General features: G+C 28.8%; 20 protein-coding genes, 1 pseudogene, 1 riboswitch and 1 other annotated feature. Of the genes and pseudogenes, 7 read left to right on the top strand and 14 right to left on the bottom strand.

The window, feature by feature from the left end:
• Positions 1-96 precede the first annotated feature (96 nt).
• Positions 97-732: a flavodoxin family protein gene (locus tag T483_RS0121585; RefSeq protein WP_026888693.1), complete on the bottom strand. Its 636-nt coding sequence runs from the start codon at positions 730-732 to the stop codon at positions 97-99.
• A 348-nt stretch (positions 733-1,080) separates the two neighbouring features.
• On the opposite strand from T483_RS0121585, the gene T483_RS0121580 reads away from it, so the two are divergent.
• Positions 1,081-1,422: a winged helix-turn-helix transcriptional regulator gene (locus T483_RS0121580; RefSeq protein WP_026888692.1), complete on the top strand. Its 342-nt coding sequence runs from the start codon at positions 1,081-1,083 to the stop codon at positions 1,420-1,422.
• A 262-nt stretch (positions 1,423-1,684) separates the two neighbouring features.
• Positions 1,685-1,876: pseudogene (locus T483_RS32265) on the top strand (IS701 family transposase); the annotation flags it as partial.
• Between the two features lie 28 nt (positions 1,877-1,904).
• On the opposite strand, the gene T483_RS0121575 reads toward T483_RS32265, so the two are convergent.
• The 4 genes from T483_RS0121575 to T483_RS0121560 all read right to left on the bottom strand — a co-directional run bounded on the left by T483_RS0121575 (position 1,905) and on the right by T483_RS0121560 (position 6,188).
• Positions 1,905-2,750, bottom strand: coding sequence for a hypothetical protein (locus T483_RS0121575; protein WP_026888691.1), 846 nt, complete (start codon positions 2,748-2,750; stop codon positions 1,905-1,907).
• Positions 2,751-2,990: 240 nt separating this feature from the next.
• The gene (locus T483_RS0121570; protein ID WP_026888690.1) at positions 2,991-4,451 is read right to left on the bottom strand and encodes a sensor histidine kinase; all 1,461 of its coding nucleotides are present in this window, start codon (positions 4,449-4,451) and stop codon (positions 2,991-2,993) included.
• Positions 4,452-4,456: 5 nt separating this feature from the next.
• Positions 4,457-5,113 (bottom strand): response regulator transcription factor, encoded by a 657-nt coding sequence (locus T483_RS0121565; RefSeq protein ID WP_026888689.1) that lies wholly within the window; start codon positions 5,111-5,113, stop codon positions 4,457-4,459.
• A gap of 385 nt (positions 5,114-5,498) precedes the next feature.
• Entirely contained in the window at positions 5,499-6,188 is a 690-nt protein-coding gene (locus T483_RS0121560) for a Crp/Fnr family transcriptional regulator (protein ID WP_026888688.1), read from the bottom strand.
• Positions 6,189-6,317: 129 nt separating this feature from the next.
• Between T483_RS0121560 and T483_RS0121555 the strand changes: the two genes are divergently transcribed.
• Positions 6,318-7,010: a YjjG family noncanonical pyrimidine nucleotidase gene (locus tag T483_RS0121555; protein ID WP_026888687.1), complete on the top strand. Its 693-nt coding sequence runs from the start codon at positions 6,318-6,320 to the stop codon at positions 7,008-7,010.
• 524 nt (positions 7,011-7,534) lie between these two features.
• Here the strand turns inward: T483_RS0121555 and T483_RS29655 are convergent.
• Positions 7,535-8,017, bottom strand: coding sequence for a phage tail protein (locus tag T483_RS29655; protein WP_080697118.1), 483 nt, complete (start codon positions 8,015-8,017; stop codon positions 7,535-7,537).
• A gap of 235 nt (positions 8,018-8,252) precedes the next feature.
• Positions 8,253-8,424, top strand: a riboswitch (M-box (ykoK) riboswitch).
• 236 nt (positions 8,425-8,660) lie between these two features.
• Here T483_RS29655 and T483_RS0121540 point away from each other — a divergent pair.
• Both T483_RS0121540 and T483_RS0121535 read left to right on the top strand, forming a co-directional pair.
• A complete protein-coding gene (locus T483_RS0121540) occupies positions 8,661-9,917 on the top strand; it encodes a magnesium transporter (RefSeq protein WP_026888686.1) in 1,257 nt (418 codons plus the stop codon).
• Positions 9,914-11,155: an Nramp family divalent metal transporter gene (locus tag T483_RS0121535; protein WP_026888685.1), complete on the top strand. Its 1,242-nt coding sequence runs from the start codon at positions 9,914-9,916 to the stop codon at positions 11,153-11,155. Before T483_RS0121540 ends, T483_RS0121535 begins: the two co-directional genes overlap by 4 nt.
• Positions 11,156-11,389: 234 nt before the next feature.
• Here T483_RS0121535 and rodA read toward each other — a convergent pair whose 3' ends face one another.
• From rodA to T483_RS0121515, 4 genes are all read right to left on the bottom strand, one after another.
• On the bottom strand, positions 11,390-12,502 hold the full coding sequence (gene rodA, locus T483_RS0121530; RefSeq protein WP_026888684.1) for a rod shape-determining protein RodA: 1,113 nt from the start codon (positions 12,500-12,502) through the stop codon (positions 11,390-11,392).
• 580 nt (positions 12,503-13,082) lie between these two features.
• Entirely contained in the window at positions 13,083-13,415 is a 333-nt protein-coding gene (locus T483_RS0121525; RefSeq protein ID WP_026888683.1) for a cupin domain-containing protein, read from the bottom strand.
• Positions 13,416-13,601: 186 nt separating this feature from the next.
• A complete protein-coding gene (locus T483_RS0121520; RefSeq protein ID WP_026888682.1) occupies positions 13,602-14,240 on the bottom strand; it encodes an RpiB/LacA/LacB family sugar-phosphate isomerase in 639 nt (212 codons plus the stop codon).
• 15 nt (positions 14,241-14,255) lie between these two features.
• Positions 14,256-15,059: a gluconate 5-dehydrogenase gene (locus T483_RS0121515; protein ID WP_026888681.1), complete on the bottom strand. Its 804-nt coding sequence runs from the start codon at positions 15,057-15,059 to the stop codon at positions 14,256-14,258.
• A gap of 190 nt (positions 15,060-15,249) precedes the next feature.
• On the opposite strand from T483_RS0121515, the gene T483_RS0121510 reads away from it, so the two are divergent.
• Positions 15,250-16,107, top strand: coding sequence for an AraC family transcriptional regulator (locus tag T483_RS0121510; protein WP_026888680.1), 858 nt, complete (start codon positions 15,250-15,252; stop codon positions 16,105-16,107).
• Positions 16,108-16,229: 122 nt separating this feature from the next.
• Positions 16,230-17,159: a peptidoglycan-binding protein gene (locus T483_RS0121505; protein ID WP_026888679.1), complete on the top strand. Its 930-nt coding sequence runs from the start codon at positions 16,230-16,232 to the stop codon at positions 17,157-17,159.
• Positions 17,160-17,231: 72 nt separating this feature from the next.
• Here T483_RS0121505 and T483_RS0121500 read toward each other — a convergent pair whose 3' ends face one another.
• The 4 genes from T483_RS0121500 to T483_RS0121485 form a co-directional block, all read right to left on the bottom strand.
• A complete protein-coding gene (locus T483_RS0121500; RefSeq protein WP_026888678.1) occupies positions 17,232-17,912 on the bottom strand; it encodes a YjgB family protein in 681 nt (226 codons plus the stop codon).
• 466 nt (positions 17,913-18,378) lie between these two features.
• Entirely contained in the window at positions 18,379-18,627 is a 249-nt protein-coding gene (locus tag T483_RS0121495) for an AbrB/MazE/SpoVT family DNA-binding domain-containing protein (protein WP_026888677.1), read from the bottom strand.
• Between the two features lie 162 nt (positions 18,628-18,789).
• Complete coding sequence (locus tag T483_RS0121490) at positions 18,790-19,821, bottom strand: DUF1646 family protein (protein ID WP_026888676.1); 1,032 nt, start codon at positions 19,819-19,821, stop codon at positions 18,790-18,792.
• A gap of 157 nt (positions 19,822-19,978) precedes the next feature.
• Positions 19,979-20,032 (bottom strand) — a sequence feature (sodium ion sensor (DUF1646 type); this cis-regulatory element may regulate processes involved in with the transportation of sodium ions).
• Between the two features lie 195 nt (positions 20,033-20,227).
• Entirely contained in the window at positions 20,228-23,338 is a 3,111-nt protein-coding gene (locus T483_RS0121485; RefSeq protein WP_026888675.1) for a PAS domain-containing sensor histidine kinase, read from the bottom strand.
• Between the last annotated feature and the right edge of the window lie 26 nt (positions 23,339-23,364).

The following is a 23,364-nucleotide window of genomic DNA, read 5'->3' as shown; positions in this document are numbered from 1 at the left end:
TTTTATATGCATAAAAAATAAGAATAGGATGTACCGTGATTCATCCTATTCTTATAAATATATATCTTTTAAAATACCATTTTATTGAATTAAACTCTATCTTATAAAATTAGTAAATACTTTCTCTTCCCCTTTACTTTCTTGTACATTAACTTTCCCTGAATCAGCAAGTTTTAATAACCATGCCATGTTCTTTCCTAAAACTCTCATTATCTGCATTCCTTCTTCATCTTGCACTGCTTCTCCTGGTGCGGTACCGTGAATTACATTCCAATAATTTGATGTTGGCATTAACATCTCAGAATAATTAAGATAATTATTTAATTGAGTAAATGTTGGAACTCCACCAGACCTTCTAACTGCGACAACACTTGCACCTACTTTGTGTCTAAGCATACCATTATTTACAGATGTAACATAAAACGCACGATCTAAAAATGATTTCATAGTTCCTGCTATAGCTGAATAATGAACAGGTGAACCTAGAATAATTCCATCAGCTTCTTTCATTTTTTGAATCCAATCGTTAACTTCATCATTTTGCATAACACACTTTTCGTTCATATTTCTAGCACATCCGCCACAAGCCATACATCCACGTATGACCTTATTCCCAACATGAACTATCTCTACATCTATATTCTCTTTCTTTAATTCTTCTGCTACAGCTTTTATTGCCTCGTAAGTATTTCCATTCTTTTTAGGACTTCCATTAAAAGCAACTACTTTCATAATACATACCTCCATAATCTTAAAATCATGATGTCATTATATAACTCAGTAATCCAAGTAACAAGTACGCACTTTTTGGTTAGGTAACTTACTTTTTAGTAAGAATTATTGAATCAACTGCATGCAACCCCATAATAAATTTTTTATAAAAAAGTCTTGATTTATAATTCGCAATATATAATTTATGCTAAAACCCATGATAAAATAACCAATATACTGTGATATATTCTTAAGCATTGCATATAAATCTTGCCTTATGGTTGATTGATTTGCTATTATCAGATAGGTTGTTTATACTAATATCTAGTGATATTTATTAAATATTAAAGAACGAAAGCGGGTAACTGAATGGTAAATTATAACGGAAAAAGTTATGTGTGCTTATTAGATTTTGCAATGGATTTTATAAGAGGAAAATGGAAGGCAGTTTTATTATGTCATTTATATGATGAACCCAAAAGATTCCTAGAACTTCAACGAATGACTAACGGAATAAGCCAAAAAGTCTTAAATGAAAAACTTAAAGAATTAGAAAATGATGAACTTGTATGCAAAGAGGTTTATGCTGAAATTCCACCTAAGGTTGAATACTCACTTACTGATAAAGGAAAAGATCTTACTAGTATTATTAAGGAAATCGAATCTTGGTCGGTTAAATACTACCCAGAGTTAGATAACAAATGTGTTTAATTCTATTACTTTTCTATAAGTGAAATAAAGAAGAACCTTCTCCCTTAGAGTTGATTCTTCTTTATTCTTTAAATGCATATAATACAAAATCAAAATAATTTATTAAAGTTTAAATTTATCTTTGCAAATCTCATATAAAATGTAAAATAGCCTGTACAAATTTCATTTGATAATATAATAATTTATCAAATGAAATTAGCATAGGCTATTTCTCTTTTCGTGTTCAAGGTTTCTAGGCTCATACTCATGGGATCATTAGTATATCACTGGTGAATTTACTCCGGCTACCTAAACTAATTATCTGCTGATTGATTCATGGTATGCGTTAGCAAAAATTTTGCTTCACGTTTCAGTACACGGGTAGCACAGCATAGGAATAATTAAATCTAATAGAGTTATATATCCTGCTAGCATTAAAACTGGTGTTGATGACTTTCCAGAATATATTAATTCCAAATTAGGACTAGTAGCTTAAGGTTTTCCTATTTGGTGCCAAGCCTAGTTTCATTAATTTCTATACTGTATTCTAAATCTGCATATGCTTTTATCGAAAAACCGTCTACCTTACTTGTATATGGATTAATAAATATCTCCACTTTTTTAGAAGAATCATTTTCATCTTGATAAAAAAGACGATGTCCATTTTCGCCTGCTACAAGTATACATTTAGGTTTTTCTATATCCCCTAGCTTATGCTGCTTAATAAAATCTTCAGCTGTATCTTTTAATTGTTCTTGGGAAATTGTTAACTTAGGTTGGGATTCATCAAGATAACCTTCACTAATCAATACATAATCTATTTCCTTTGTATTTTCATTAAAATCAAACATATAGCATTTATCTTCATTAATTCCAACCCATCCTGCTTGAACCATTCCGTGCTTTAATTTTGCTACCCTATCCTTAAGTCCATTATCATTTTCTTCAACAAAAGCCATTTCCTTATCATATTCTTCCTTAGATATTTCTTTCTTATCATATGAATCTTGTATATCTTTTTTTTCTAGTGGCTTTATTGCATCCAAAGTTTTTTCATTTAATATATCTGCACTAAACTTAAAATCTTCATTTTCTTCAACTGATGATATGTTAAAATACTCTTTTAAAATATCTAAAGATTTCTGCCTATAAGCTTCCTTCTCATCACCAATTACTAGGCCTGTTCCATCATCTTTAGATACTGATGAGGCATCATCTTTAGTGTAGACAACATTTTGTTTTATAGTATCTGCAAAAGCTCCTTTCATATTAATTTGATTAAATATAGCAAAAGTAGATGCTACTACTCCTACTGTTAACAATACTGCTACTATTTTTTTAGAATGCACAATAATCCCTCCATAATACATTATTTTAATTGTGCGTAAGTACTTACTCCACTCTTTAAGTATAAAATTTGAATGTCCCAAAAGTTTATTATAGTTGTAAAATAGTTGTAAATTCACGTATACTTTACCAATAAACTCAATCAACATTATTGAACTCTCTATTTTTATTTAAGCTGTTTTACTTTCAAACTATCTAAAACTACTTTTCTAAAATATTCACCTAAGTTAAATTCATACTGTTTAATTAACAAGCTTATCATTTATTTCAGTAACAGGATTATTAAAAATTAAAGTAACTTCTGTTCCTGTACCTAAATCACTATTTATTTTAATATCTGCATTGTGAACTTCTGCTATCTTTTTACATATAGAAAGACCAATTCCTGCTCCATTATTTTTTCTACTTCTAGCTTTATCAACTACATAAAATGGCTGCCAAAGTTTATCTAAATGTTCTTTAGCTATTCCCAAACCTGAATCTACTACAGATAGGTAAGTTTTATTCTGAATAATGCATATTTTTATATATATTCTCGAATTATTTTTAGATGCTTTTATAGCATTTTCAACTAGATTAGATAATGCCATAGTAATTAAATCCTTGTCTATATCTAGTAAACAATCCTTTCCTTCAATAATTAAGTCTATATTTTTATCTTTAAGTTTACTAGATAGCAATCTTCTAACCTCGTTTATTATACTAAATATTTTTTCAGGCATTAACTCGATTTCTTGAGTCTTTGTATAAATTAAATCCATCATTTTAAAAGCCATCTTTTCAAGCCTTTTACCTTCTTTATATATGTAATCCGAAGCTTCAACAAATACCTCTTCATTATATTTTGATGTTCTAATTAAATTTGCATATCCAATTATTGAAGTTAAGGGTGTCTTGAGTTCATGAGTCAGATTATTTATAAAGGTTTCCTTCTCAATATTAGATGTTTCAAGTTCGTTTATTTTATCTTCTATTGTCTGTGCCATAAGATTAAAATTATTCGAAAGCACGCTAAATTCATCTCTTGATTTAATTTTCACCCTTTCTGAATACTGACCAAGAGATATTTTCTGAGTCGAAGCTATTAATGTATTTATTGGTTTTGTTATTAATTTGCTTATAAAAAACATAAATATAGCAAAAAGAGAACAGATTAAAATATCTAATTTCATAAAAAGAGCATATTGATTTATTTTTTCAGAATATATATTGGAAATATCTTTCGCATAGTGTACTTTTATTGGATAGTCATATACATTAACTAAGCTACTAGCGTACAAATACTGTTTACCATCTACTGTCCTAATAATATAGTTAGTTTTTCCTGGCGAAAGATCTTCTAGTTCCTCATTTTCATTTGAAACAGGAAATCTCATGTCTGAAAATAATATATTATTCCTAGAATCCAAGATTTCTACATCTCCATGCTGTTCTGCTCCATTATTAGCAGCCCTATTATATTCATCCATTAAAGTACCAATCAATATATTTATGTCATAGGTATTATTTGAATAAATTTTCTGCATATATATAGAATTAACGCTTAATTGTGAAGTTGCAATTTTTTGTTCTGCAAGGCATTTATCAACTTCTTTTTCTAGGAGATCATTATGAAGTTTTTGTATCAATATAAATCCGGCTATGTTTAAAGTGAATACAAGCAATAGTAACGAAAAAAGATATATTTTAAGCCATAACTTCATATATTTCACTCCTCTAACCTGTATCCAATTTTATATACAGTTTTTATGTTATCTGCAAGATCAAGCTTTTTTCTTATTTTTTGTATATGAGTATCTATTGTTCTGGTCTCCCCCATATACTCATATCCCCAAATTTTTTCTAATAAATACTCCCTGGATAATGCCATATTTTTATTTTTCACAAGCAAAAGTATGAGCTCAAATTCCTTTAACGTAAGCTCAATTGTCTCATCTCCCTTTTTTATAATCCTCTCATCTTCATATATTTTTAGTTTTTTAAATTCTATGCAATTATTATTTTTAGAATATCTTCTTAAGACTATTTCAATTCTTGCTAATAATTCAACTGTTTCAAATGGTTTAACAATATAATCTTCTGCACCAGATTTTAAGCCAGTTATTTTATCAACTAGTCCATTTTTAGCAGTCAGAAATATTACCGGTATATTTAAACTTTTTATCCTCTTCATTAATTCAAATCCGTCTATACCTGGCAGCATAATATCCATAAGTACAAGATCAAAAGACTCTTGTTTAATTAAGTTAAAAGCCTCCATTCCATCATATACCTGTTTGCATTCGTAACCTGCCATCCCTACACTTATCCGTATTAAATTAGATATAGCTTCATCATCTTCTACAATCAAAATATTTATCTTCAATTATGTATTTCCCCCTAATTAACTAACTTTATATTTTAAAGTAAATGCTTCAATTTAACTTTCATGTCCATTATATAACATAACTTCCAAAGAAATTGCAAAATAGTTGTAAAATAATTTCAAACCTGACTGTCTATACAATTACAAAATAGCTACATAATACTTACTTCATGGCAAGAATTTTAACTTTTCATGTTACTTAAAATATTGAAACAAGCCGATTTTATAACCTGAAACTTTTATACATCTTTAACAATAAGAAATACTTAGAGTTTTTATTTCTCTAAGTATTTTCTATTTATATATATTGTTCTACTACGATGCCGACTTTATTAAGTTGGACTTTTGCAGATCTTAATAGACATCCCTTTTTGATATATTTATATTAAAGAGATTTTACATAAATGTTTTTTGAAAGCTCCTTTAGTTTTTGCATATCTAGTATATTTATCTTCTTATTTTCACACTTTATGATTCCCTGTGATTCCAATTCTTTAAGAGTTCTATTTAAATGCCTGTACGTTGTTCCTAGAAATTCAGCAATCTCTAAATAAGACGAATTTAAAATTATGTAACTTTCATCCATTATATGTTCTACTAAATAACTAGCTAATCTATTATTAAGTGGATACACAAAATTATACGAGCTATTATTAATAGTTGCATAAAGTTTTTCACTCAAAGAATCTACTAAATGATGCAAAAATTTTGTATTATCAAAATAGTTCTTCCTTAATATATCTGATGGAATTCCTATCAAATAAGTATCTTCTACTGCATTAATATTACAAAGTATGGGAATATTTTTCAAAAGTTCTAAATCTCCTATAGTATTAAAATCTCTATAAAATTTTAAAAGCATAGATTTACCATTCTCAAAAGGATAAAATACTTTAATTTTTCCATCTACAAGTAGATAATAATATTCAAGTGTTTCTTCTGATTTCAATATATCTTCTTCTTTTTCATAGAAATGAAGCTGAAAATATTTTATTATTTCATCATCAAATATATTTTGTATATTATGCTTTTTTATATAATAATTTAAAAGTTTATTATCTAAAATCTTTTTCATAGACTCTCCTAACATGACTTATGTCATTTTCAAATTCCTATAAATATATTATTTTATTAACATAACATTGTAAACAAAATAATATTTTGATTTTTACAAACTTAAATACAATTATACGGAGGACATATTATGAAGTATGAAGTTATATTATTTGATGCAGACGATACTTTATTTGATTTCAAAAAATCTGAAAGAGAGGCCTTTAAAAATACTATACTCGAATTTAATATCCATTACGATGAAAACTATCACTTAAAAATATACCATGATATAAATACTGCCATATGGAAAGAATTTGAACACGGTTTAATTACTCAGGAAAAACTTAAAGTAGAGAGATTTAAGAGATTTGCGGACAAACTTAAGATTTATTTTAATGAAGTTGAGTTTGCTAAGTCTTATATAAAAAACTTATCTAAATGCTCCTTTTTATTTGATGGCAGCCTAGAGCTTATAAAAAGTTTGAATAAAAACTATAAACTTTCCATAATTACTAATGGCCTCACATCTGTACAAGAAAATAGAATTAGAAAGTCAATTATATCAAAATATTTTGAAGATGTAGTGATCTCCGAAGAAATATCAATATCAAAACCCAATCCAGAAATATTTGAACATGCTCTAAAAAATATACATCATACTAATAAAAATACAGTACTAATGGTTGGAGATAGTTTAACTTCTGATATACAGGGTGGAATAAATTTCGGTATAGATACCTGTTGGTATAATCCAAATAAACTTGAAAATAATTCAAATATAATGCCTAATTATGAAATCTCTAATTTTGAAGAACTTGAACATTTACTACTTAATTATTAAAATTTTCTATTCTACTTTTAAGATATGCTTAAATCTTGTGTACGCATAAAATTTAGGATTAAGTTACTATACTATAAGTTCTAAATAATACAAATAATTTTTTCACAAAATTATTCGTTTTTTATTCTCTTATATTTTAAAATAAACTTTGATGAGTTAAACTTTTTAGAACACACTTAACAAACTATTACACAAGAGTTTTAAAATTCATAAATGCTCTCTAATAGCATACACATTAATTAATATAAAAAGGAGAATCACTACTTAATTAGGATTCTCCTTTTCCTTTAATATATTAAAGAAACAATTAAACTTCTTTATTACAATCTTAATTTTATTAAGCTAATTTACTAAATTTACATTCCGCTGGTCTAAAATATTTCTATACTTTACGGTCATTAACAGTTATTTTTCTTTAACCAACAAATTTTTCATAATGATTCGTCTAAAAATTTGTAACTTAAATTATTTCAATATTAATATTTTTCTTTACAACTATTTATATAATCTCTGCTTATTATGACTTATTTACCAGCAATAATTTCAGTCGAAGCAGTTATGTTTGTGTTATTATTTACATTACCATTCGTTGTAATATTAGTCACAACTTCATTACCATTTGCATCTTTTGATACTATAATAGCTGGAGCAGTAAAATCATAAAGTTTATCTCCAATGTCAATTTTTCTATCTATCATTTTTCCACTTCCATCAAAATAGTACCAAAAACCATTATTCTTTATCCAACAATTTGACGCCATAATTCCATTTGTCCAAAAATAATACCAATTTCCATTATCCATCATCCATTGTGTTACCATTACTCCATCTTTTCCGAAGTTATACCATTCTCCATTTATTTGTTTCCATCCTTTAGACTTTACACCATTTTCAATCCAACTATAATTTTTATACTTATCTTGTTTCCATACCGCTGAAGCTGCAGTTGGCATGATGCCTATTACTGATACAGCAATCAATGATGATAAAATTAATTTCTTTACCATTTCAATCTTCCCCTTCTCATTAACTTAGTAACATTATTATAACTATAATAATATTACAATTTATTCTAATTTTTTGCAAACCAAATACACTTTAATTCTGGCAAACTTTACAAGTATTATATTTTAAAAATAATATTACTATAAAACCCACTTAATATTATATAAAAAATTTTTTTCTACTATTGACGTCTTATACCATGTCGTAGTAAAATTAAGGCGGAAAACAAAAGCTAAATAAAAACTTTGTTAGGTGAGGCTCCTATATAGATACATGCTGCTGCCCGGAAACGTCGAAAGACGCCAATGGGTCAACAGGTATTACCGGATTAAGGTTCTACTTAATGTAGCCGAAAACCATATGGTTTTCTATGCTCTATAGTGCTAAAACTCAACGAGTGAAGGTTAATACAACAAATGTACTTTGCACTAATCGCATTCCGTATATTTGTATAATGTTGTGTTTGATTGTTGAGCCCTTCACTTATAGTGGAGGGCTTTTATTATTTTTTAAAGGAGGTGTATCCAGTGGATGACCATGATACGGAAAGTTGTAATATACATTTTTATTTAAATTCAAGCAATAATATTTTTAGGGCATTAATTGGATGCACTTTTTGTGCCCTAAATTGAGAGGGTGAAAAACATGGAAAAACTAACAAATTTCTTTGTAAGTAAAATTATCCATAAAGAAATTCATAATATTTCTGGCCAGATAATTGGCAAATTAAATGATCTTATTCTTGATTTTAGTCAAGAAAAGCCTACTGTAGTATATATACAAATTACAAATTGGAAAAAATCTTTTTATCTATCTGCTGATTCGTTAGATATATTCAAGGACGAAAAAGAAAAGTATCATATTAAAATTAATAGCGAAAGTCTTATAATAAAATTTCCTAGTGAAGATGACATTTTTTTAGTAAGAGATTTCTTAGATAAACAGATAGTTGATATAAACGGTAAAAAAGTAGAGCGTGTCAATGATGTAAGGCTCGGAAATATACATTCTAAATGGCAGCTTGTTGCCGTTGATATAGGAACTAGAGGATTACTTAGGCGTCTTGGTGTAGAATATCCTTTTATTATATTAACAGAAGCCTTAAGATATAGATTAAGAAATAAGTTGATTATATGGGATGATGTACAGACTTTGTCTACTGGAGTTAACAATCTACAGCTTCAAATGCCAGCAAGCAAAATAGAAACCTTACATGCAGCAGAGATAGCAGATATAATAGAAGATCTCGATAGTAAAAGCAGGGATATTTTATTCCAAAGCTTAAATAATCAAAAAGCTGCTGAAGTTCTAGAAGAAATAGAAACTGATGTCCAATTAAATTTATTAAAATCTATGTCCGATGAAAAAGCATCAGATATATTTGAAGTTATGCCATCTGATGAAATAGCTGACATTTTGGAAGAAATGGACGAAGATAGAGTTGAAAAGCTATTAACACATATGGATGAAGAAAGCCAAGATGAAATCAGAGAACTTATGGAGTATGATGAAGAGACCGTAGGAAGCATTATGTCAAAAGATTTTTTAACCTTCTTGCCTGATGCTACTGTGAGTGATGTTATATCATGGATTAAAGTTAACACTCCTAGTGATGAGGAAAGTTATTATATATATATTACAAATGATAAGAATAACCTTATTGGAGTTATCGCTCCATTTTCATTAATAACATCAGATAAAAACACCAAACTTTATAATATTATGGCTACTAGACCTCAAAGCTTAAGAGATACAGATGAAATAGATGATGCAATTAGCATAATGCATAAATATAATCTCGTTTGTATTCCTGTTATTGATGAGGATAATAATCTAGTTGGTGTAGTATCTTTAAATGACAGTATTCATGAATATTCACAATTGAGGAGGGTTGTACTATGAAAAAGGTATTATCAGGTAGATTTAAAAAGCTACTTTTTATTATGACTATTATCGGCCCTGGGCTAATTACTGTAAATGCAGGAAATGATGCTGGAGGAATTACAACTTACGCTTCAGTAGGTGCGTCATATGGATATAAAATGTTATGGGGACTGCTTTTGATCACATTCAGCCTTGCGGTAATACAGGAAATGAATGCAAGGATGGCTGTTGTAACTGGAAAAGGTTTATCTGATTTAATTAGAGAAAAATTTGGAGTTAAGCTTACTTTTTTTGCGATGACTATTCTATTAATTGCAAATATGGGTGTTGTTTTCGGTGACTTTGCAGGTATTGCTGCAAGTTTAGAGCTGTTTAATGTAAGTAAATATATTTCAATACCTGTTGTTTCTATAATGATTTGGTTTCTAGTTACTAAAGGTTCATATAAGAAAGTTGAAAATATCTTCTTATTATTTACATTTGTGTTTTTTACTTATATTGTATCTGCAATTTTGACTAAACCAGATTGGGGACACGTAATGAAATCAATGGTAACTCCTACCCTTGAATTAAATACAGGTTTTCTTCTTACCTTTATAGGAATGATTGGTACAACAATTACTCCTTATATGCAGTTTTACCTCCAATCGTCCATAGTAGATAAAAAAATTAGTATATCAGATTATAAATATGAAAAACTTGATGTATATTTAGGAGCTTTTTGGGGTAATGCAGTAGCATTTTTCATAATTGTATGTACAGCCGTAACACTTTATAAAGCTGGAATAACTATAACCAGTGCAGAAGAAGCTGCAATTTCTTTAAAGCCGCTTGCTGGTGAAGCTGCTTTTACACTTTTTGGCGCTGGACTTTTTGGTGCTTCAGTTCTTGCTACAGCAGTTATTCCACTTTCTACATCTTATGCCATATGTGAGGCTTTTGGCTGGGAAAGTGGTGTAGATAATGATTATAAAGACGCTCCAGCTTTCTTTGGAATATATACAGGAATAATTGTATTGGGAGCATTATTTATACTACTCCCAGGAATATCACTTATTCAAATTATACTTGCATCACAGCAAATTGCTGGTTTGCTATCTCCTATAATATTAACATTTATGATAATTTTGATTAATGATAAACGCATAATGGGTAAATATGTTAATAACAAGACTCAAAATATTGTTTCTTGGGCTACTGTTATATTTATTATAATTCTATCAATAATTTTATTTGTATCACCACTTTTTTCATAATTATATAATGCCGCATAAATCTTTACGAAATACGATACATTGGCATTTTTATTACTTTATAAATCTTTATATATAAACAGAAGAAGATATACTTTAAAATAGTATATCTTCTTCTATTTTATTTTATTGTTAATTTATATAAGTATTTATCCTAATTCTCTTCTTAAGTCTATTTGCTTGAAATTACATAATACTTGTCCAACAAGGTGTAGTTTAAGTTTACTAATCGTAATTCTAAAAGTTAAGTCTGTTTTTTCTCATTCCAACATTTAATACAATTCCCAATGACATAAAATTTACAAGTATAGAGCTTCCCCCATAACTCATAAACGGAAGTGTAATTCCTGCAACTGGCATAAGACCAATCGTCATACCAATGTTTTGGAAAATAGAAAATAAAAAACCAGATGCCGTTCCAACACAAATAAGACGTCCAATAATATCCTTAGATTTTTTTGCAAGCTTAATCATTCTATATATTAAAATACTATATAAAACTATAAGAAAAAGAGAGCCTAAAAATCCCCACTCTTCTCCAACTACTGAAAATATAAAATCTGTATGAACCTCAGGAATGAAACCACCAGATGCGCGAACTCCTTTTAAAAATCCAGAACCAATTAATCCACCTGCACCAATACCTGTTATAGATTGCATTAATTGAAAACCAGCATTTTGCTGGTAAGATTCTGGATCCAAGAACACTAATATTCTCTGTCTTTGATACGGTTTTAACATATTACTACACCATATAATAATACTTAATGGAACAACGGCTAAAAATCCGGAGAGCAAAACCTTTAAGTTTAATCCAGAAATGAAATATACTCCTAAAGTAATAAAAAAACAAATGAGAGTCATTCCTAAATTAGGCTGAATTACAATTAGAAACATTGGAATTAATGCATAGAAAGATAAGATAAGAAAATTTTTCGGATTGTTAATATCGCCATCTAAATCATCTAACTTTTTTGCGAGTATTAATATTAATCCAAACTTCACAAATTCACCTGGTTCTATAGCTCTGTTTCCGATTCTTATCCATGATGATGCGCCTTTTACTGCTTTGCTTGTTATATCATTAAATAATAAAAGTCCTACTCCTGCCCAGTAAATTAGCTTTGCATAACCACCTATAGTGTTATAATCAAATACTAAAATAAAATATACAATTGCTAGTCCAATAATTAACCACAATATTTGTAGTTCAGCATAGTAGAATCCAAACTTTGTATAGGTCACACTATAAATGTTCATAATTCCAAAGATCGTGATAAAAATAGCTGTTACAAACATAGTAATATCTAATTGTTTTAGAAGATTGTTATTAATCAAAAATTTATTCATATAAAAATTCCCCCTGAAAAGTCGAAACAATTAGTTTATACGCTAATTATGTATTAATAAATGGAAATATTCAACCACTTATACCAAATCTTAATTTTAATTTAATACTTGATATTTAAATATATAACTCAATTCCATTTAAATTTTCAAATACCTACTTTATATTATGACTCTTGTGATGAAAAAATGTTCCTCTTTCTAGCCTGATATTTATTGAAAAATATAAATCTGATTTTAAATTGTTTATCTATACTTAACTCTCCAGCTTATTAAAAACATCTAAATTTATAGGAAATCTAAATATACTAACAATCACCAATATACAACCCAATTTTTATTACATATCTAATTTCTTTATTCTGTGTTCTATATATTACACCTAATAATTTTAAATTTATGGAACAAAATAACTGTTGCGATATTATAATAGATAAGACATAGCTATTCCTATTATACTTTTATTTATACTCCCTTTTATTCAAAAAAACTCTAGTGTTAATTGCTAGAGTTTTTTAATTTAAGTTAAAGAATTCAAATTATATTATTGTTATTGTAGCAAAATTTTAAATACTTATTTTAATTATTTCTTTAAAAAATCTTTTCTTTCTGGTGTGAATACATCATAAACAATAGAATTATCTTCTAGCACGATGCATCCATGGGGAATATTTGATGGCATGAAGATTGTATCCCCTTCTCTAACAATTTCACTTTTATCACCCACTATAAATTTAAAAGAACCTTTTAGCACATATGATAACTGATCATGTATATGAGAATGAGTCTCTACATTATTAGTAGCTCTTTTAAAATGTACTTCTACAGCCATCATTTTCTCATCATGCACTAATACCTTTCTCTTAGTATTTTCATCTAAAATTTCAAATTCAACATCTTTATTAAAACAAAACATTTTTAAATATCCTCTCTTGCCTTATAGATAAATTTTATTTAATTATAGCGCTGTAATATTATTTCAATTAGCAAAACAACGAGCATGTTTTGTTTACATTCTTAAAATAGCGAACATTTTGCAAAACATACTCCTTATTTTAATATATTACTCACATATAGATTGTAGAAATGTACTTATTATCTACTAAGCTAATAGATTTTTTATATATTCTTTGATCTTATCACATTTACAATTATCAAAGAAATATTCTTTAAATTTAGCTCCACTTACAGCACCTTTTAATAAATCTTGATCTATATTTTTTAATATTGTTAACATGTCTGTATGTGTTACTTTTTTAACTTCATCTAATATCTTTTTATTTCTTTGTTCTGGTACTACTCTATCCTTTGGATATCCTTGACCACTTTCACCTTCAAATAATTTTTCAAAGATGTATTCTAAATTTAATTCAGCTCCCCATCCAAATCCTTTTGCAAATGGAAGAGAAATTGCATTTCCATCATTTATTTGTGCAAACATATATGCATCAGATGGATCTACTACATGACCACATAAAACGCCTGGGAACGAGTTACATGCAAGCATTGCACCTTCTCCTGTTCCGCATCCTGTAATTACGTAATCTGCTGCTCCTGAATTTAATAATATTGCAGCTAAGATACCATTTTGAACATAAGTTAATTGTGCTTCACCTTCTATGCCATACATTCCATAGTTAAATACTTCATGACCTTTTGGCTCTACAACTTTTTTAAGTGATTCACAAATGATTGAATTTTTTGCTGCTTGGCTGTTTTCATTTATTAATGCTATTTTCATACTATCGTTCCTTTCCTATTGAGGTTGTTTTCCTATATAAGCTAAGATACCACCATCTACATATAAAATGTGACCATTAACGAAATCAGATGCATCAGATGCTAAGAATACAGCTGGTCCTGCTAAATCTTCTGCTGTTCCCCAACGTGCTGCTGGTGTTTTTGCAATTATAAATTGATCAAATGGGTGTTTTGAACCATCTGGTTGAACTTCTCTAAGTGGTGCTGTTTGTGGTGTAGCTATATATCCAGGTCCTATACCATTACATTGAATATTGTATTCACCATATTCAGAGGCAATGTTCTTTGTTAACATCTTTAATCCACCTTTTGCTGCTGCATATGCTGAAACTGTTTCTCTACCTAACTCACTCATCATTGAACAAATGTTTATTATCTTTCCATGACCTTTTTTAATCATTCCTGGTATTACTGCTTTAGACACAATAAATGGTGCATTTAAATCTACATCAATAACCTTACGGAAATCTTCAGCTTTCATTTCAAGCATTGGAACACGTCTGATTATACCTGCATTATTTACAAGAATATCAATTATTCCTACTTCTTTTTCAATTTTTTCAACTAACTCATTTACTTTATCCTCATCAGTTACATCACAAACATAACCATGAGCTTTTATTCCCAATTCTGCGTAAGCTGCCAATCCCTTATCTACTAATTCTTGATTAATATCGTTAAATACAATAGTAGCTCCTGCTTCTGCATAAGACTTTGCAATACTAAATCCTATCCCATAAGTAGCACCTGTTACTAATGCAATCTTTCCTTTTAGTGAAAATCCGTCCATAATTCCCATAATTAAATCCTCCTCTATGTGTTACATTTTATATTTATAGTATATCACTACATATAATCAATTTCTTGTTATATCCTTTCGAAAATATTGCAAATCTTGAACTGTAGATTTATAATAAATGCATTAAGTATTATGTAGAAATATTTTTCGAAGTAAACGTATAATAAAAATGAAAGGAGAATGTCTATTTATGAAAGAAGAAAATTCTTGTAAAGCTTCTATAAAGAACTGCTTAGAACAGCGCTACTTCTCTATTGCACGCTTATACAAGGAAGAAAAGACAATGGACGTACATATACATGATTGTTATGAAATATATTACTCTATATCTGGCGGGAAGCAAATACTCATTCATAATAAGCTATATGATATTAGCCCTGGGGATCTATTTGTAATTAATCAATATGAGAGTCATCACGTTTCCAAAGTTGATAGAGCTCATGAACGAATTGTTATTTCAATTCATCCAGAATTTCTTAAATCTATATCAACCGACAAAACGGATTTAAGCTATTGTTTTACTCATCGCAGCGAAAAGTCTAATCATAAAATCTCTTTAAATAAAGAACAACAACAGCATTTTCTTTATTTTATTAATAAAATAATAGCGACTAATGGATATGGTTCCGACATAATTGAACATGCGTCTTTTTTAGAACTAATTACTTTATTAAATGGAATTTATATTGCCAACAATAATTTACCTATTGAAGATCACTCTTATAAATATAATCAACAGGTACAGGAAATTATAACATATATAAATGAAAATATTACTGAACCTATTACCATCGATTACTTAGCAAATCATTTTTATTTAAGTCCATCTTATATATGCAGAATATTTAAATCGGCTACTGGAACTACTATAAATAAATATATTTCAGCACGAAGAATAACCATAGCTAAGTCACTGTTAGCTAATGGTACAAATGTTAATGACGTTTGTGAGAAATGTGGTTTTAATGATTATACTAATTTCCTAAAAACATTCAAAAATGCAGTTGGAATTTCACCTAAAAAATATTCAACCTTTAGCATAAGTTAGCTCTTAAAATTTTTGTATAAGAACTCTAAATCGATAATATATTTATTAGTAACATTATATAAGTTAGTGTATTTTTAATTTTTATGCTAATTTATTTTAACAATTTTAAAGGAGATATGATTATGTTATTGGCAAAAGGTTCTACTGGTTCTTACGTCACTTATCTGCAGTATGCCTTAAAAATCAAATGTTGCTATTTTGATATAGTTAATGGTGAATTTTCAACAACCACCTATAACGCAGTAATGAAATACCAAAACTCAAAGGGATTATCTGCTGATGGTGTGGTTGATGATACTACTTGGAATATTTTAAAAACCGATATTCAATTAATTCAGCAGCAACTTACTAACAAAGGTTATTACTTAACTGTTGATGGTATTGCTGGTATCAACACCTATAATATAGTAGTAAAATTTCAGAGAGAAAACGGTCTTGTGGCTGATGGAATGGTTGGCTCTAGTACGCTAGCTGCTTTGGTTAGTAAAACGCCGAGTCCACAACCTTCTTCAACGTCTGATCAAATTGTTTCGATAAATCAGCTTACTGAGGTAGGATGGAGAAGTGTATCTATTAATCAAATTAATGAGCTAAATAGTTGCTTAAAAACATTTGCTATAATAACATTTCCAAGACTAAGGCATTTTATAAGCCAATGTAGTTATGAATCTGAATGTGGACTTTACACTAAAGAAGTGGATCCTGGTTATAAATACGAAGGACGTGAAGATTTAGGGAACATATATCCTGGAGATGGCCCAAAATTCAAGGGTGCTGGCTATATACAGATAACTGGTCGAAGTAACTATCAAAGCTTTTCAAATTATATGCGTGATAAAAATATTATGGATGGAGTTAACTACGTAGCAGCTAATTATCCATGGATGAGCGCAGGTTTTTGGTGGTACACTAACAAGATGAATTCTCTTTGCGATAGTAGATCATCTGTTGAAACCATAACAAAGGCAGTTAATGGTGGATTCAATGGACTTAGCGGTAGACAGAAATATTACGATATTTGCCTTAGAGTTTTTAGGAGCGATGTCTACTAATTTATATATTTTTATTACATAATAAGGAGCTGCTTTAAAATAAATATTCTAAAGCAGCTCCTTATTACTAAACTACCATTCTCTTCCCTTGTCACCAGACATATTATTTTTAGTCCCATTAGGATATAACACTGAGTAGTGGTCCAATTTAGGATCCTTATTTTCAGAGTCCTTAAAAACAAGCAAAATTTTAAACTCGCTGCCAGATTTATAGCCTATAATCTTTTCCCCATTTGATGTAACATCATATTGAGGCTGCCCAAAAAAGTCTTTAACCTCTGAAAGTGTAATTTGTTTTAGCTGACTGTCAAATGATCTAGCTTCAAAAACTTGATCACCTTTATTAGTACCAAAAACAACATTCTTGTTTGAATAAGCGGCATAATTTCCTTTTGCTTCTCCTACCCAATCTGATTTATCTGCTTTTCCCCACTTTTTTTCTACATCCTGTAGAGTTGAAGTTTTTACAGGAAAATCACAGTTAATAATCTTCCCCTCTTCAGATAATTTCTTAATATTATCAAGAAGCGCTTTTTGTGAGTTGTTTTCAGTGTTTGATGTTCCAACATTACTATTTTCTGAAGGAGCATCGGACTTTGAATTTTTGTCTTCACTACTAGTTTCGTTGCTGCTTTTACTATCATTTGCTGCGTCACCTGAAGGCTTACTTGAGCTTGAGCATCCTGCCATTATTGTTATAAACAAGGTCATAACAATTATTAATATTGATCTTTTATTAAAAAATAAACTCATATCATTTCTTTAGGCATATCACTATAAGAATTTATAAATTCCTTAGCCTAAATACTCACTTCCCTTCCTTTTATCTTAATACTTTAGCTTAGATTTACTAAAATACCATAATTATATAATACCCATAATTAGCAATGTTACTCATTAAAAAATACGGTTATCATACTTCAATTTTATCACTTTTATCACTTAAATATAAGACAATTAATAAATACAATTACTAATCAGCTTACTTATATAATCAAATTGTATGTACTCATCATTTTGTCATTTTTATATTTTTTGTTAATCATAATAATTGGTGGTCAATGGATAATATAAAAATTAAGGCTTAGATTTTTATTTGATACTAAAAATCTAAGCCTTAATTACATAGAATTACATAATTAGTAATTTATTAACATTTATTGTTAATGCTCCATAAAATAAATATTGTTAATACTACATAAAATAAAATTTAATCTTCTTATCTATTTATAGTTTTTAATTCTTTTATACATTCTTCACAGATCGCTACTTCTTTAAATGTAGTAACATTTTTTATATTGCCGCAAAAAATACAGCCAGGAGAGTATTTTTTTAATATTATTTTCTTTTCTTCTTCAAAAATTTCTAAAGAATCCTTCTGATTAATTGAAAGTAATTGTCTAGTTTCCTTTGGGATTACAACTCTTCCAAGTTCATCGACTTTTCTTACCATTCCTGTTGCTCTCATTACAAACATTCCCCCTTAATATATTATAATTCTACTATAATATATCCGGGAAATTATTTACAGTCCGATTTTTTCAAATTATGGCAAATTAATACCATTTTTTAGCTTTAAGTTCCGATTATCAGCATTATTGATAGATTTTAAATATTTTTGAAAAAAATGTTACATTTTAAATAGAATAACATAGTAAATTATCATGATAGTCATCCCGAGCGGGATTCCTAGCTTCATCCATTCTTTGCTGTTAATTTTTAATTTACCTGCAGAAATGATATTAGGAATATTCCCTGGAATCATCATTCCCCCACTAATAAGTAATCCCATTAGCACAGCTTTAACTTGCACTTCAGACATTTTCACACTTATTTCAGCAGCTGCCAATGTTGCGTTATCAAGAACCGCTGACGACATATTAAACCAATATAAGTAATCTGTATGAAGATTTATTACATAAGTATCAATTAATGTTTTAAAGCCTTCTCCAAGTAATTCTAGTGCTATAATAAATAAAATAATTTTAAATGCTCTTATAAATATTTCTTTATTAGTTTCTTCTATTATAATTTCTTCTGTATTGTCTACTTCTGTCTTTTCTTGAATCCCGTAGAATGTACCAATAATTCCAAGAATAAATATGGCGGGTATTATATAAACCCCATACTTATCCAGCAAATACCAAAAACTCACATTAAGCTTTGAAACTACCATCGTAGACAAAGGTTCACCTATAGGTGTTAATACAGCTCCGATCCCAATTGAAAAACACGCAACTACATCAATATTAATTTTATCTTTTCTGCTTATTGGAAGTATGCTAACTATTTCTACTAAAAGCAGAGCTGCTATAATAGCAGTTATTACGCTTGATAAAAAACCAATAATAACTATTAACAAAAATATAAAAAATTTTAATGGTACATATTTAAGAATATATGTAAGCGCTCCTTTTATATGCGTTGATAAAGCCTTAAATAGAAATCCACCAATTAGTACTGCAACAGCTATTGTATACATAAATTTATTTTGAATAATTCCTAAAAATAATTCTTTATTTATAGCTCCTGACGCAATACATGCTAATACTCCCACTGCAAATAAAAATATTTCAAGATTATTTTCGACTTTCTTTGAAGCTATTGGTAATACAAATGTTATTACCAATAATGCTATTAATACATAAAACAATTTTAACACTACCCTTTCACTCTCAATTGAACTTAATTGCTGCTTTGTCCCTATATGAGTTTTATCATCACTAAGAATTCTATACATGATACTGATTTAAGTTTATCAATTTAATTTAACACTTTAGCGGAGTATAGTAATAAAAAAAGTGGAAAACTCAAATAAGAGTTTCCCACCCTGGAAACAAATTTCTTGGAATCAAGCTTTAACTTGTCCAACCGAAAAAACATTCTATAACTCTTTCAAAATTATAGCATAGAATTTATAAAAATTCAAATAAAATATATGATCCTGAATTATTCATAAAAATATAAAATCATATTCTATATGGCTGGATAAGTGATTTTTAATGATTTAATCTTTTCACCAATTGTATTTAAAAAGCGAGGATTTACCAAAAATCTAAGTTAATTTTCTATAAATAGATATCCGAAAATTCCACATGTATAGTTTGTATAAGACGATTTCCTGAAAACTCTACAACTTCTCTTTCGCCTTTCTCTTTAACTATACTTTGACTAGGAAAATATATTGAGAAAGCGCTTCCTCTTCCAACCTTACTTTTAAGAGATATAGTTCCGCCAATTGCTTCAACAAATTTCTTCACTAAAGATAAGCCTATTCCAGTTCCTTCTGCCTGCCTTGATAATGAACTATCAACCTGACCAAACCTTTCAAAAATTATATCGGCTTTATCCTGAGGTATGCCTATACCTTTATCTTTAACTTCAATAAAAACTCCATCTCTTCTTGAAACTATTTTTACACTAATTGATTTTCCTTCAGGAGTAAATTTAATGGCATTTGATAAAAGATTGAGCAGTATTCTTTCATACTTTTCATCATCTATCCCAACAATCTTTTGTTTGACGGATGATGAAAATACTATCTCGATGCCCTTTTGATTAGCATAAGTATATACTGAATCAGCAATAGCCTTAGTCATAAATACTATATCTATGTTAGTTTTATTAACTTTTATTCTTCCTGCATTGGCTCTGGTAATATCCAAAATATTATTTACTAGCCTTAGCTGCCTAAAAGAATTTATCTTTATCATCCCTAAATACTTTTGAAGCTTGTCCGATAATTCTTCACTACAAAAATAGTCTATTGCTTGAATCGCTGAATTTATAACATTAAGAGGTGTTCTAAACTCATGAGATATAAGTGATAAAAATTCATCTTTCATTTCTAATGCTTTTTCAAGAGTATCATTTTTTTCTCGTTCAGCTTCCAAAAGCTTGATCTGAATTTCTTCTAAAGCTTTCTGATTTTCCATAAAATCCGTTATATCTCTACTATTAATAATTCCATAAGCAAAGTTTCCTTCTTTGTCAAAAACAGGAGCTCCATTCACAGAAACATATTGTTCACGCTCTTCTAATTTTATCTTCATAAAGTATTCTTTAACGTATTCTCCACGTATAATCCTACAATGTGGTATGTCTTCTGCCATAATCTCAGATCCATCTAAATTTAAAAACTTTTTGTTTGTATCATTGGGATTATTATAATCCCAAATGTAGCTCATTCTTTTTTGTGCCATCTTATTTTTCAAAAAAATTTCACAATCTTTATTAAAAACATAAATTGAATCTTGCATATTATCAAGAATGGCTTGTAACTGCTCTTTTTGCTCTAATATTTTTCTTTCATTATTGAAACGCTCCGTGATATCATGAGCAGAAACCAATTTTGTAATTAAATTTTTTCTATCATCATATATAGGACAAGCACTTATACTATAATGAATAGTTTTATCTGGTCTTTTAGCTGTAACAATGAAGTTTTTAATACTCTCACCAGTCATTAACTTAATACCTGGTAGATCATTTACTTCAAGCGGATTTCCATCTTTATCATAATATTTAGTATCTTTGCACGTATCGCCAACTCTTTTATATTCATTAATATCATATATAAATTTTTCCGATTCTTTATTTAATAAAGTCACACTGTTATCTGGATTAAACAAAAACATTCCATCAGATGCACTGCTAATAATTGCTTCAAGCTTTTTATTTTGCTGTTCTATTAACATCTGAGCTTCAATATCATGTGTAATATCACGACTGCAAAGAACTGCAAATTTTATATTTCCATTACTATCATAAATAGGTCTTCCATTTAAACTAATATGTTTTGTTGTAGTAGCATTTTTTAGAGTCATTCTGTCATTTATAACTACTTCCCCCCTAAATACTTTTGAAATAGTCATTTTTTCTTTAGGAATCTCATCTCCATTTAAATCATAAAACTTAAAATGATTAGGATTACTTATTTTCCTAAGATCAGTACCCTTAAAATATTCTTCAGAAGATTTATTAGTTAAATAACAATTTTTATTACTATCATAAATAACCAAAGCATCGTCTATACTTTGTATAATCTCATCCAATTCTGCTTTCTGATGTTTAATTTCTTCTTCTAGCTTTTTCCTTTCAGTTATATCACGATTAGTTTCAAGTACTACTAGCCGGCCATATTCATCAACAAAAATTTGATGACTTGTTTCAATAATAAGTTTTGTTCCATCTTTTTTAGTATGCTCTATTTCACCGCTCCATACGCCGTCCTCTAGCATACTCTCCTTAATAGTGTTTATATCTACTGAATGAACAGTTTTTAACAAATCATGACTAATGCAGCCAATAGCTTCATCGCTGGTATAGCCATACATAAACTCTGCACCTTTATTCCAATAAGTAATGCTTCCATTTAATTCCCAAGCGAAAATAGCTTCTCTTGATAAGTTCAACATATCTGCCTGTCGTTTTAACTTATAATTCTGCTGTTTGATTATTTCTGCCTGCTCTTCAATTTTTTTTCTATGCACTACCTGTTCAGTTATTTCTGTAAGCATTACAACGCAATATTTTATTTCCCCATCTTCAAAAATAGGTATTAATGATATTCTCCAATAAGTAATTCCCCTGCTAAAACCGTCATATTGATATTCATCTATGTTGCATGCGCGCTTTGTTCTAAGTAAGTTATTCCAAAGCCTTTCATATGCACTTCCCTTAAAGCCTGTCACAAACTCAGATATATGTTTTCCTATACAATTTTCTATTTTATTAAAAGGCTCATCCATAAAACTTACATACTTCTTATTAGTTTTAAGAAGCGTCATATCTGGAAGACTATATACTCCTACTCCATAATAATTATCTAAAATTAATTCATTTAGAAATGAATGTTTAATTTCAATATTAGAGTTCATTTTTTCACTAAAAATGTATATCTCTTTTTCTTTCTCGCATATTACTTTTATATTAACAAATTTAACTCCTAAAGATTTCGTGAACAAAAAATAGTTGATCTTCTCATCAATATCGCTAGTATTAATGTTTGGACCAACCCTTAATTTTTTAAATACATTAATTATACTATTATTTAATAATTCCTCATAACTATGTTCCGTTAATTCTGTAAACCGTTTACTTACATCGACAATAAGACCATTTTCTATAACTAAAAAAATTTGACTTTCCTCATCTTTATTAAACTTTTCTTCTTTCATTTATGACACCCCCATTGCTACTAACA

The organism is Clostridium beijerinckii HUN142, assembly GCF_000621745.1.
Taxonomy (GTDB): Bacteria; Bacillota; Clostridia; order Clostridiales; family Clostridiaceae; genus Clostridium; species Clostridium beijerinckii_A.
Note: the sequence above shows the minus strand (reverse complement) of the source record. Positions and strands in the feature narration are given on the sequence as shown.

What these genes read in the sequence shown, in the direction of transcription:
- T483_RS0121495 (WP_026888677.1), bottom strand. Translation starts at nt 18,627, where the DNA reads ATGAGAGCAACAGGAATGGTAAGAAAAGTCGATGAACTTGGAAGAGTT.
- T483_RS0121485 (WP_026888675.1), bottom strand. Translation starts at nt 23,338, where the DNA reads ATGAAAGAAGAAAAGTTTAATAAAGATGAGGAAAGTCAAATTTTTTTA.
- T483_RS0121540 (WP_026888686.1), top strand. Translation starts at nt 8,661, where the DNA reads ATGGAAAAACTAACAAATTTCTTTGTAAGTAAAATTATCCATAAAGAA.
- T483_RS0121515 (WP_026888681.1), bottom strand. Translation starts at nt 15,059, where the DNA reads ATGGGAATTATGGACGGATTTTCACTAAAAGGAAAGATTGCATTAGTA.
- T483_RS0121535 (WP_026888685.1), top strand. Translation starts at nt 9,914, where the DNA reads ATGAAAAAGGTATTATCAGGTAGATTTAAAAAGCTACTTTTTATTATG.
- T483_RS0121585 (WP_026888693.1), bottom strand. Translation starts at nt 732, where the DNA reads ATGAAAGTAGTTGCTTTTAATGGAAGTCCTAAAAAGAATGGAAATACT.
- T483_RS0121555 (WP_026888687.1), top strand. Translation starts at nt 6,318, where the DNA reads ATGAAGTATGAAGTTATATTATTTGATGCAGACGATACTTTATTTGAT.
- T483_RS0121500 (WP_026888678.1), bottom strand. Translation starts at nt 17,912, where the DNA reads ATGAGTTTATTTTTTAATAAAAGATCAATATTAATAATTGTTATGACC.
- T483_RS0121505 (WP_026888679.1), top strand. Translation starts at nt 16,230, where the DNA reads ATGTTATTGGCAAAAGGTTCTACTGGTTCTTACGTCACTTATCTGCAG.
- T483_RS0121525 (WP_026888683.1), bottom strand. Translation starts at nt 13,415, where the DNA reads ATGTTTTGTTTTAATAAAGATGTTGAATTTGAAATTTTAGATGAAAAT.
- T483_RS0121570 (WP_026888690.1), bottom strand. Translation starts at nt 4,451, where the DNA reads ATGAAGTTATGGCTTAAAATATATCTTTTTTCGTTACTATTGCTTGTA.
- T483_RS0121560 (WP_026888688.1), bottom strand. Translation starts at nt 6,188, where the DNA reads ATGAAAAAGATTTTAGATAATAAACTTTTAAATTATTATATAAAAAAG.
- T483_RS0121580 (WP_026888692.1), top strand. Translation starts at nt 1,081, where the DNA reads ATGGTAAATTATAACGGAAAAAGTTATGTGTGCTTATTAGATTTTGCA.
- T483_RS0121520 (WP_026888682.1), bottom strand. Translation starts at nt 14,240, where the DNA reads ATGAAAATAGCATTAATAAATGAAAACAGCCAAGCAGCAAAAAATTCA.
- T483_RS29655 (WP_080697118.1), bottom strand. Translation starts at nt 8,017, where the DNA reads ATGGTAAAGAAATTAATTTTATCATCATTGATTGCTGTATCAGTAATA.
- T483_RS0121510 (WP_026888680.1), top strand. Translation starts at nt 15,250, where the DNA reads ATGAAAGAAGAAAATTCTTGTAAAGCTTCTATAAAGAACTGCTTAGAA.
- rodA (WP_026888684.1), bottom strand. Translation starts at nt 12,502, where the DNA reads ATGAATAAATTTTTGATTAATAACAATCTTCTAAAACAATTAGATATT.